Annotated in this window: 10 protein-coding genes; 7 read left to right on the top strand and 3 right to left on the bottom strand. The window is 61.2% G+C overall.

From position 1 onward, the window contains the following. Positions 1 to 157 precede the first annotated feature (157 nt). Positions 158 to 616, top strand: coding sequence for an REP-associated tyrosine transposase (locus ACQRBV_RS18135; protein ID WP_411985629.1), 459 nt, complete (start codon positions 158 to 160; stop codon positions 614 to 616). Between the two features lie 198 nt (positions 617 to 814). Here the strand turns inward: ACQRBV_RS18135 and ACQRBV_RS18130 are convergent, their stop codons facing one another. Together ACQRBV_RS18130 and ACQRBV_RS18125 are read right to left on the bottom strand one after the other, a co-directional pair. After that, entirely contained in the window at positions 815 to 2098 is a 1284-nt protein-coding gene (locus tag ACQRBV_RS18130) for a Zn-dependent hydrolase (protein ID WP_411985628.1), read from the bottom strand. 178 nt (positions 2099 to 2276) lie between these two features. Further along, complete coding sequence (locus ACQRBV_RS18125) at positions 2277 to 3764, bottom strand: NCS1 family nucleobase:cation symporter-1 (protein ID WP_090370071.1); 1488 nt, start codon at positions 3762 to 3764, stop codon at positions 2277 to 2279. A gap of 591 nt (positions 3765 to 4355) precedes the next feature. On the opposite strand from ACQRBV_RS18125, the gene hydA reads away from it, so the two are divergent. The 3 genes from hydA to preA all read left to right on the top strand — a co-directional run bounded on the left by hydA (position 4356) and on the right by preA (position 8562). Next, positions 4356 to 5795 (top strand): dihydropyrimidinase, encoded by a 1440-nt coding sequence (gene hydA / locus ACQRBV_RS18120; RefSeq protein ID WP_411985627.1) that lies wholly within the window; start codon positions 4356 to 4358, stop codon positions 5793 to 5795. A gap of 125 nt (positions 5796 to 5920) precedes the next feature. Beyond that, entirely contained in the window at positions 5921 to 7288 is a 1368-nt protein-coding gene (locus tag ACQRBV_RS18115) for an NAD(P)-dependent oxidoreductase (RefSeq protein ID WP_411985668.1), read from the top strand. Continuing rightward, positions 7288 to 8562, top strand: a complete 1275-nt coding sequence (gene preA, locus ACQRBV_RS18110) for an NAD-dependent dihydropyrimidine dehydrogenase subunit PreA (RefSeq protein WP_411985626.1) — start codon at positions 7288 to 7290, stop codon at positions 8560 to 8562. The genes ACQRBV_RS18115 and preA overlap by 1 nt, the downstream gene beginning before the upstream one ends. A gap of 121 nt (positions 8563 to 8683) precedes the next feature. On the opposite strand, the gene ACQRBV_RS18105 is transcribed toward preA, so the two are convergent. Then, positions 8684 to 9304 carry a TetR/AcrR family transcriptional regulator gene (locus ACQRBV_RS18105; RefSeq protein WP_060756775.1) on the bottom strand — a complete coding sequence of 207 codons (621 nt, stop codon included), beginning with the start codon at positions 9302 to 9304 and terminating at the stop codon, positions 8684 to 8686. A gap of 143 nt (positions 9305 to 9447) precedes the next feature. On the opposite strand from ACQRBV_RS18105, the gene ACQRBV_RS18100 reads away from it, so the two are divergent. The 3 genes from ACQRBV_RS18100 to copD are packed head-to-tail and all read left to right on the top strand — an operon-like array spanning position 9448 to position 11135. After that, the gene (locus ACQRBV_RS18100) at positions 9448 to 9891 is read left to right on the top strand and encodes a GNAT family N-acetyltransferase (RefSeq protein WP_060756776.1); all 444 of its coding nucleotides are present in this window, start codon (positions 9448 to 9450) and stop codon (positions 9889 to 9891) included. 17 nt (positions 9892 to 9908) lie between these two features. After that, complete coding sequence (gene copC, locus ACQRBV_RS18095; RefSeq protein ID WP_060756777.1) at positions 9909 to 10274, top strand: copper homeostasis periplasmic binding protein CopC; 366 nt, start codon at positions 9909 to 9911, stop codon at positions 10272 to 10274. A 3-nt stretch (positions 10275 to 10277) separates the two neighbouring features. Continuing rightward, complete coding sequence (gene copD, locus ACQRBV_RS18090) at positions 10278 to 11135, top strand: copper homeostasis membrane protein CopD (protein WP_411985625.1); 858 nt, start codon at positions 10278 to 10280, stop codon at positions 11133 to 11135. Positions 11136 to 11245 lie beyond the last annotated feature (110 nt).

Below are 11245 nucleotides of genomic sequence, written 5' to 3'. Positions count from 1 at the left end.
TACGACCAGACACATTATGTATGCACGCCGCAGAGCCAATGTGGGAGGGGGCTTGCTCCCGATAGCGTCCGCCTGGACACATCCTGCCAAACCCCTGCCCATCAGCCTCTCACTCCCCAATCTAGCCTCTCTAAACCCATCTAGAGAGGCCCAGGGAATGGCAGATCTACCCGCTTCACACCGCCTGCGTATCGGTCGTTTCAGCGAACCGAACCGCATCTATCTCATCACCACCAAAACCCACGAACGCCTACCCCTATTCAGCGACTTCCACCTCGGCCGCCTGGTGGTCTGGCAATTTCGGCTGGCCCAATACAAAGGGCTGGCGAACTCCATGGCCTGGGTCGTCATGCCGGACCATTTCCATTGCTTGCTCGAGCTGAAAAAAGGCTCGCTGGCGGATCTGATGTGCCAGGTGAAATCCAGAAGTACGCGAACCGTCAACGGTGCGAGTGGGCGCAAGGGACGGCTCTGGCAGGAAGGCTTCCATGACCGGGCGCTGCGCAAGGAGGACGACTTGGTAAAAATGGCCAGATACGTGGTGGCCAACCCGCTGCGAGCGGGGTTGGTGAAGCGCATAGGTGACTATCCGCTATGGGACGCAATCTGGATATAGCGCCAAACATTGCGCAGTGTGAGTCCAATGTGGGAGGGGGCTTGCTCCCGATGGACTGCGTAGCAGGCCCATTTTTGAGGCCGCTGCGCGGCCTATCGGGAGCAAGCCCCCTCCCACAGGTTATCCATCGTCCGCTCTGTCGCTTATTAACTGACTGGCATTAGGGCTCGCCCCCCACCCACCTTCCTCAACTGCTTTTCAGGCAGCGAGTCTGCCGCTGGCGATGGCGGCTGAAGCAGCAACCATTGCGCGCAACAAGACTGCACAGCCTGCCGCCAGATCATCCGGGGTGGCGTTTTCGATTTCGTTGTGGCTGATGCCGCCTTCACACGGCACGAAGATCATCCCTGCCGGGCCGAGTTCAGCGACGAAAATCGCGTCGTGCCCTGCCCCGCTGACGATGTCCATGTTCGACAGGCCCAGGCCATTGGCCGCGTCGCGCACAGCCTTGACGCAGCCCTGGTCGAAATACAGCGCGGGGAAATCCGCCGTAGGCTCCATCTCGAAGCTCAGGCCATGTTTGGCACAGGTCTCATCGATCACCTTGCGCACTTGGGCAATCATCGAATCCAGCCGCGCCGGCTCCAGATGGCGGAAGTCCAGGGTCATGCGTACTTCACCCGGAATGACGTTGCGCGAGCCAGGATAGGCTTGCAGGCAACCCACGGTTCCACACGCATGGGGCTGGTGCCCCAACGCCGCTGCATTCACCGCCGCCACTACCGCTGCCGCGCCGACCAAAGCATCCTTGCGCAGGTGCATCGGCGTCGGTCCCGCATGGGCTTCAACGCCGCGCAGTTTCAGGTCGAACCACTTCTGCCCCAATGCCCCCAGCACCACACCGATGGTTTTTTTCTCGTCCTCGAGAATCGGCCCTTGCTCGATATGCGCCTCGAAATACGCGCCGACTTTGTGCCCGCTGACCGGACGTGCTCCCGCGTAGCCGATCGCATTCAACGCATCGCCCACGCTGACCCCCTCCGCATCGACCCTGGCCAGGGTATCGGCCAAGGTGAATTTCTCGGCGAACACCCCGGAGCCCATCATGCACGGTGGAAAACGCGAGCCTTCTTCGTTGGTCCACACCACCACTTCCAGCGGGGCCTCGGTTTCCAGCTTCAGGTCATTGAGCGTGCGCAGCACTTCCACGCCGGCCAGCACGCCAAAGCAACCGTCGAACTTGCCCCCGGTGGGCTGGGTGTCGATATGGCTACCGGTCATTACCGGTGGCAGGTTGGGATTGCGCCCGGGGCGGCGCGCGAAGATATTGCCGATGCCGTCGATGGTGACCGTGCAACCCGCCTCCTCGCACCACTGCACGAACAGATCGCGGGCCTTGCGATCGAGGTCGGTCAGGGCCAGGCGGCATACGCCGCCCTTGGGCGTGGCGCCGAGCCTGGCCAGGTCCATCAGGGACTGCCACAAGCGGTCGCGGTTGATGTGCTGATGGGTGGATTGCAGAACGTCCGTCACAGCGTTCATGGGGGATCTCCTCAGGCTACATTTCTTATGGGTTGACCCGATTCCAGTCATGGAATGAGGCCAAAAATGTGGGAGCGGGCTTGCTCGCGAACGCGCTCTTCCAGACGACATTTGCAGCGACTGACGCGGCCTCATCGCGAGCAAGCCCGCTCCCACATTTGAATTGCATTTCAACCTCTCACAACGAGGATTTGGCCGTGACCGGGCTGATGCCGCGCTTGGCATTCAGGCCGTAATACAACACACCGCCCAGTGCCGAACCGGTAAACCAGCCGTAGCTGTAGAACCAACTGAACGCGTCGCTGCCCAGCGACAGCAAGGTCAGCACCACCGGCACGCCGAAGGCGATAAAGCCACTCCAGTTCCAAGCAGGGTAAATGTCATCGCGGTACAGGCCGGCGAGGTCCAATTGCTGTTTGCGGGTGATGAAGTAGTCCACCACCATGATCCCGGCGATAGGCCCCAGCAGGCTTGAATAGCCGAGCAACCAGTTGGAATAGACGGTCTCCAGGCTCACATCGGAAACAATCAGCCCGAGCTTTTTCAGCAACTCGTGGCCCATCAATGCCAGCCCCACCAAGCCAGTCAAGATCACGGCGGTGGTGCGGTTGATCAGCTTGGGCGCAATGTTCTGAAAGTCATTGGTGGGCGACACGATGTTCGCCGCCGTGTTGGTGGACAACGTCGCGATAATGATCAACGCCATGGCAATCGCAACCCACACCGGGCTCTGGATATGCCCGATCAGGCTCACCGGGTCGGACACGCTGACACCCACCAGCTTGACCGACGCGGCTGTCATGATCACGCCGAGGGCGGCAAACAGGAACATGGTCAGCGGCAGGCCGAAAATCTGCCCCAGGATCTGGTCCTTCTGGCTCCTGGCGTAGCGGCTGAAGTCGGGAATATTCAGCGACAACGTGGCCCAGAAACCCACCATCGCAGTGAGCCCGGCCATGAAGTAACCGGTGAGGCTCGCGCCTTCAGGGCGCTTGGGTGGGATGGCCATGAGCTCGCTGAGCGACACATTCGGCATCGCCCACACCAGCAGACCGATCCCCACCGCCACCAGCAACGGTGCCGACAGGGTTTCCAGGCGCTTGATCGATTCGGCGCCACGCAATACCACCCACAGGTTCAGGGTCCAGAAGATCATGAAGCCGATCACTTCGCCAGTGCCGCCCAGGGACTTCCAGCCCTCGAAAATCGAGCCCAGGAACAGGTGGATCGCCAGCCCGCCAAACATCGTCTGGATCCCGAACCAACCGCACGCCACCAGCGCCCGGATCAGGCACGGCACATTGGAGCCGAGAATGCCGAAGGACGAACGCAACAACACCGGAAAGGGAATGCCGTACTTCGTGCCGGGAAACGCGTTAAGGGTCAGCGGGATCAGCACCACGATATTGGCCAGCAAGATCGCCATCAGCGCCTCGCCCACCGTCAGCCCGAAGTAGGCCGTCAGTACCCCGCCCAGGGTGTAGGTCGGCACGCAGATCGACATGCCGACCCACAGCGCGGTGATGTGCCATTTGTTCCAGGTGCGTTCATGCACCTTGGTCGGTGCCATGTCGTGGTTGTAGCGAGGGCTGTCGAGGACGTCGGGGCCGGCGTCGAGTTCGTACAGGCCGTTGCGTTCAATGACTTGCGATCTGTTCTGTTGCATGGCCGCTCCACGGTTTTTTCGAATTATTGTTGCTCACCCAGGGTTTGAACCTGGGTGGCCGGAGTACCGCGTTAACAACATGACATCACGGGTCCGGCCAGCCGCCATTGCACTCAATAACCGTGCCGACCGCCCACCTCGAACCCACACCGCTTATATAACGTACTGATGTTTATCAACTTTCCGATTGAGCCTCAGGCACTCGCCGCGCTACTCAGGCTAAATAACGTGGAAGTTGCCCGAACCGTCAGGACTCAATCTGGTGCAACACAATTATTTTTATTTACCGGCCCCGTCAAGAGGCATCTCTCAAGCGTCTGATTTGCAATAAGAAATGTTGCTCAATTTAAGAACCTGTCAAGTGCGTCAAAATGGTGAGACATCGCTACATTTTGGTGATTTTTATTTTTTATCCTTATAAATCAATATATTAAAGACGATATAAGCTTATAAAAAATCTTCTTGCCCAATCGAAAATCTCGGGCTAGTTTCTATTCCTGTCACCGATGACAAGAATTAACCGAGCATCGGAAAGCAGCATTACAACACTTAGAACTGGCACAAGCCGGTCAAGCCTGTGAGGAACTCGACATGTCGCTGTTGATCCGTGGCGCCACCGTTATTACCCATGATGAAAGTTACCGCGCCGATGTTTTATGCGCAGACGGTCTAATCCGGGCCATAGGGACTCAGCTGGATATTCCCGCCGGCACTGAAATACTCGACGGCAGCGGCCAGTACTTGATGCCTGGCGGCATCGACCCTCATACCCATATGCAACTGCCCTTCATGGGCACCGTGGCCAGCGAAGATTTTTTCACTGGCACGGCGGCGGGCCTGGCAGGGGGCACCACCTCGATCATCGACTTTGTGATTCCCAACCCCCAGCAGTCATTGCTTGAAGCCTTTCACCAGTGGCGCGGCTGGGCACAGAAGTCCGCGGCCGACTACGGTTTTCACGTTGCGATCACCTGGTGGAGCGAGCAGGTGCGCGAGGAAATGGCCGAACTGGTCAGCCATCACGGCATCAACAGCTTCAAGCACTTCATGGCCTACAAGAACGCGATCATGGCGGCCGATGACACGCTGGTCGCCAGCTTCGAACGCTGCCTGGAACTGGGCGCGGTGCCCACTGTGCATGCGGAAAACGGCGAGCTGGTGTATCACCTGCAACGCAAGCTGATGGCCCAGGGCATCACCGGGCCGGAAGCACACCCGCTGTCGCGGCCGTCCCAGGTGGAGGGTGAAGCGGCCAGCCGCGCAATCCGTATCGCCGAGACCCTGGGCACGCCGTTGTACCTGGTGCACGTATCGACCCAGGAAGCCCTCGACGAAATCACCTACGCCCGTGGCAAGGGCCAGCCGGTGTATGGCGAGGTCCTCGCCGGCCACCTGCTGCTGGACGACAGCGTCTACCAGCACCCCGACTGGCAAACCGCCGCCGGCTACGTGATGAGCCCGCCGTTCCGCCCACGCGGGCATCAGGAGGCGCTGTGGCACGGGCTGCAATCGGGCAACCTGCACACCACCGCCACCGACCATTGCTGCTTCTGCGCCGAACAAAAAGCCGCCGGCCGTGACGACTTCAGCAAGATCCCCAACGGCACCGCCGGTATCGAAGACCGCATGGCGTTGCTGTGGGATGAGGGCGTCAACACCGGGCGCCTGTCGATGCAGGATTTCGTCGCGCTGACCTCCACCAACACCGCGAAGATCTTCAACCTCTACCCGCGCAAGGGCGCGATCCGGGTGGGTGCGGATGCCGACCTGGTGCTGTGGGACCCGCAGGGCACACGGACCATTTCCGCCAAGACCCACCACCAGAATGTCGACTTCAACATCTTCGAAGGCAAGACCGTACGCGGTGTGCCGAGCCACACCATCAGCCAGGGCAAGCTGGTCTGGGCCGATGGCGACCTGCGCGCCGAACGCGGCGCCGGGCGGTATGTGGAGCGGCCGGCGTATCCGCCGGTGTTCGAGCAGTTGAGCAAACGGGCTGAGCATTCCAGGCCGGTGGCCGTGAACCGCTGAGCGCGCATTCGCGAGCAAGCCCGCTCCCACAGTCGACTGTGGGAGCGGGCTTGCTCCCGATGAGGCCAGTACAGGCAGCAACAATGCCCGCCAGAGGCAACCCACAAAACCGTGAGGCCAACCCCGTGATCCAGACCCTGACCCACCTCCCCCACCCCCAAGAAGACGGCGCAACGCTGGCCAGCCATTTCAGCGACCTGGCGCCGCCCCTCAACCGTCGTCAAGCCCAACTGGAAGCCTCGCGTTGCCTGTATTGCTACGACGCGCCGTGCGTGAATGCGTGCCCCAGCGAGATCGATATCCCCTCGTTCATCCGCAATATCCACACCGATAACGTGCAGGGTGCGGCGCAGAGAATCCTCTCGGCCAACATCCTCGGCGGCAGTTGCGCTAGGGTGTGCCCCACCGAAATCCTGTGCCAGCAAGCCTGCGTGCGCAACCACGCCGAGGAATGCGCCCCGGTGCTGATCGGCCTGTTGCAACGCTACGCGATCGACAATGCGCACTTCAGCGAACACCCGTTCCAGCGCGCCGCGTCCACCGGCAAACGCATCGCGGTGGTCGGCGCCGGGCCTGCGGGGCTGGCCTGCGCCCATCGCGCTGCCTTGCACGGGCATGACGTGGTGATTTTCGAGGCGCGGGAAAAAGCCGGCGGGCTGAATGAATACGGCATCGCCAAATACAAGTTGGTGGATGACTTTGCGCAAAAGGAGTTGGATTTCCTGCTGCAGATCGGCGGTATCGAGATTCGCCACGGCCAGCGCCTGGGCGATAACCTGACCTTGAGCGAGCTGCACCAGCAATTTGACGCGGTGTTCCTCGGCCTCGGCCTGGCCGCCAGCAAACAACTCGGTCTGCCCCACGAAGAGGCTCCCGGCCTGCTGGCCGCCACCGACTACATCCGCGAGCTGCGCCAGGCCGAGGACCTCACCCAACTGCCCCTGGCCGACCGCTGCATCGTGCTCGGCGCCGGCAACACCGCCATCGACATGGCCGTGCAAATGGCCCGCCTGGGTGCCCGCGATGTGAACCTGGTGTACCGCCGTGGCCTGGCGGACATGGGCGCAACCCAGCATGAGCAGGACATCGCCAAGGCCAATCAGGTGCGCCTGCTGACCTGGGCCCAGCCCGAAGCCGTGCTGCTGGATGATCACGGTCGTGTGCGCGGCATGCGCTTTCTGCGCACGCACATGGAAAATGGGCGTCTGCACGCCACCGGCGAAACCTTCGAATTGGCCGCCGACGCCATCTTCAAGGCCATCGGCCAGGGCTTCGACAACGCCGCCCTGCACGACCCGCTGGCCCAGCAACTGCACCGCGTCGGCGAGCGGATCTTCGTCGACGAGCAGTTGCGCACCAGTATTCCAGGCGTCTATGCCGGCGGCGATTGCGTCAGCCTCGGCCAGGACCTCACCGTGCAGGCGGTGCAACACGGCAAGCTGGCCGCCGAGGCCATGCACACCCAACTCATGCTGAACGTGGAGGCTGCGTAATGGCCGATCTTTCGATTGTGTTCGCCGGTATCAAGGCTTCCAACCCCTTCTGGCTGGCCTCCGCACCGCCCACCGACAAAGCCTACAACGTGGTCCGCGCCTTCGAGGCCGGCTGGGGCGGCGTGGTGTGGAAAACCCTGGGGGAAGACCCGGCGGCGGTCAATGTGTCGTCACGCTACTCGGCCCACTACGGCGCCAATCGTGAAGTGCTGGGCATCAACAATATCGAGCTGATCACCGACCGTTCCCTGGAGATCAACCTGCGGGAAATCACCCAGGTCAAAAAGGACTGGCCGGACCGTGCGCTGATCGTGTCGCTGATGGTGCCCTGCGTCGAACAGTCGTGGAAAAACATCCTGCCCTTGGTGGAGGCCACCGGCTGCGACGGTATCGAGCTGAATTTCGGCTGCCCCCACGGCATGCCCGAACGCGGCATGGGCGCAGCGGTAGGCCAGGTGCCGGAGTATGTCGAACAAGTCACGCGCTGGTGCAAGACGTACTGCTCGCTGCCGGTGATCGTCAAGCTCACGCCGAATATCACCGACATTCGTGTGGCGGCGCGGGCGGCCTATCGCGGCGGTGCGGACGCGGTCTCGCTGATCAACACCATCAACTCCATCACCAGTGTCGACCTGGAACGCATGGTCGCCCTGCCGGTGGTCGGCACCCAGAGCACCCACGGCGGGTATTGCGGTTCGGCGGTCAAGCCGATTGCCTTGAACATGGTCGCGGAAATCGCCCGTGACCCGCAGACCCAGGGCCTGCCGATCTGCGGCATTGGCGGCATCGGCAACTGGCGCGATGCCGCCGAATTCGTCGCGCTGGGGTGCGGCGCGGTGCAGGTGTGCACGGCGGCGATGTTGCATGGGTTTCGGATTGTGGACGAGATGAAGGATGGGCTGTCCCGTTGGATGGACAGCCAGGGCTACACCAGCCTGCAGGATTTTTCCGGGCGGGCGGTGGGCAATACCACGGATTGGAAGTACCTGGACATCAATTACCAGGTCATCGCCAAGATCGATCAGGCGGCGTGTATCGGCTGCGGGCGTTGTCACATAGCCTGTGAAGATACCTCGCACCAGGCGATCGCGAGTGTGAAACAGGCGGATGGCACGCATCAATACAGCGTGATCGATGATGAGTGCGTGGGCTGCAACCTGTGCCAGATCACCTGCCCGGTGGCGGATTGTATCGAGATGGTGCCGATGGAGACGGGCAAGCCGTTTTTGAATTGGACGCAGGATCCGCGCAACCCCTACCGGGAGGCGGTGTAGGGCTTCAGGCCGCTATCGGGAGCAAGCCCCCTCCCACAGTTGATTGCATGCCTCCAGGTGAATGCGGTCATTTGTGGGAGGGGGCTTGCTCCCGATGAGGCCACCACTCACAACACAAACCTCAAGGTTCCAACCCAATCCCCCGCAGAATCACACTGGTCACCGTCTGAATGGCCTTCTCGAACTGCATGTCCGACAGCGGCTGGTGATCATTCAGAATCGTCACCTGATGATCAAAGTCCGCATAGTGCTGGGTCGATGCCCAGATCATATACAGCAGGCTCGACGGCTCCACCGGCAGGATGCGTTTGTCTTCCACCCATTGGCGAATTTTCGCTTCCTTCATCTTGGCCCAGTCGTACAGGCTTTCATCCAGCGCCTGGCCCAGGGTCGGCGCGCCGTGGATGATTTCGTTGGCCCAGACTTTCGACCCATAGGGCCGCGTGCGCGAGCGCTGCATCTTGGCGCGGATGTAGCTGCTCAACACCACACGCGGATCGTCGAAGGTTTCGAAGCTCAGGGCGTCCTGTTTCCACACGTCCAGCAGGTCGAACAGCACCGCGCTGTACAGTTCGCTCTTGGTGGTGAAGTAGTAATGCAGGTTGGAGCGCGGCAATTGCACTTCTTCGGCGATGTCGGCCATGGCGGTGCTGCCATAACCTTTCACCGCGAAGACTTTTTCCGCCGCCAATAGGATTTTTTCGACGTTGACTCGACGAATTCCGATCTTGTGATTGCCCATAAGGGCTCCCTGACAACAACATGGCCTCAAGACTACCATCGGCTCCAGGGCGCGGCGACACACCACAATGAAACTTCTGACGCGAACCTTTCCCCTGGAAAACGGATTGGTTAGCATCGCTCTCCCGATCAAGGACCCAGATCATGACTATCCGACCTCGTGTCGCCACTGACGACCCCGTGCTCGGCGCACTGTGGGAACGCTCGGTACGCGCCACCCATGACTTCCTGCCAGAGGACGACATCCAACGTCTGCTGCCCCTGGTGCGCGACACCTATTTGCCCATGCCTGCCCTGGATGTGTGGGTGTATGAAGACCCGCAGGGTATCGCCGGTTTCATCGGCACCGGCGGGCATAACGTCGAGATGCTGTTTATCGAACCCGACCGCCGTGGCCAAGGCATCGGCCGGCAATTGCTCGACCACGCGCGTGCGCGCCATGACACCCTGACGGTAGACGTCAACGAACAAAACCCACAGGCCGTGGGGTTTTATCTGCACTATGGCTTCATCCAGGTCGCACGCTCGCCGCTGGATGGCGAAGGCAAACCCTTTCCCTTGCTGCATATGGCTCTACCGACTTCCTAACCTGAAGGTATCGAACAATGTTGATCAAGAAAGCCCTGACCACCGTCGCCCTGCTCGCATCGCTGCTGGGCGCCTCGGCCGCGTTTGCGCATGCCCACCTCAAGAGCTCGACGCCTGCGGCCGACAGCACCGTCGCGGCGCCTGCCGACCTGCGCCTGACGTTCAGCGAAGGCGTCGAAGCCGTCTTCACCAAGGTGTCGCTGAGCAAGGACGGCACCGAAGTCGCGATCAAGGGCCTGGAAACCCCCGACGCCGATAAGAAGACCCTGGTCGTCACGCCTGCCGCACCGCTGGCCGCCGGCAACTATCGAGTAGTGTGGAACGCGGTGTCGGTCGACACGCACAAGAGCAACGGCGAATACAGCTTCAAGGTCGGCCAATAATTCATGGCGACACTGCTGGTGCTGTGCCGCTTTGTGCACTTCATCGTCGTGCTGTTGATGTTCGGGGCCTGTGCCTTCAGGCCCTGGTTGTCAGGCACTGAACGGCAACCGGCACTTGACCGGCACCTGCTGCACATCACCCGCGTGCTCGCCGGCTTGGCGCTGTGTTCCGGCGTGGCCTGGTTGTTGTTGATCACCGCCAGCATGGCCGGCAGTTGGAGCGCGGCGCTGCAACCGGCGACCGTGCAGTTGGTGCTGGGCAAAACCTTCTTTGGCCAAGTGTGGGCCTGGCATCTGCTGTTGAACCTGCTGCTGGTGATCGCGCTGGTCAAACCCTGGCCGGCCTTGCGCCTGCCGTTGATCACCCTGCTGCTGGTCACGCTGGCACCAGTGGGCCATGGCGCCATGCTCAATGGATTGAGCGGGCAACTGCTGATCCTCAACCAGGTGGTACACCTGGTGTGCGTCGGCGCCTGGCTCGGTGGCTTATTGCTGCTGGTGTTGGTCCTCAGGCACCAGCGAGAGGATGCGCTGGCAACCATCCTCAAGCGCTTCAGCGGCGTGGGTTATGGCTTGGTCAGCGGGTTGCTGGTGACGGGGCTGATCAATGTGCGCGTGCTCACCGGGCAGCTATGGCCCACGCCGTTGTTCAATGGTTTTGCCCTGATTCTGTTGATCAAGGTGCTGCTGGTGCTGGGCATGTTGGCACTGGCGCTGTTGAACCGCCTGCGTATCGAGCGCTGTGAGGAACGCCTGGACAGCTTGAAGGCCAGTGTGATGCTGGAGTGGTTACTGGGCGTAGCAGCGGTGGCGGCGGTGTCCCTCCTCGGCACGCTCCCGCCGATGCTCCTCGCCGACTGAGCTCCAACTTCCGGCCACCTCATCATACAACCCCCAGCACACAGAAAATCCCCTGTGGGAGGGGGCTTGCTCCCGATAGCGGTGTGTCATCCACCGCAAGCATCGTTGAT

It is taken from the genome of Pseudomonas sp. R11F, assembly GCF_050312575.1.
Classification (GTDB): domain Bacteria; phylum Pseudomonadota; class Gammaproteobacteria; order Pseudomonadales; family Pseudomonadaceae; genus Aquipseudomonas; species Aquipseudomonas palleroniana.
Note: the sequence above shows the minus strand (reverse complement) of the source record. Positions and strands in the feature narration are given on the sequence as shown.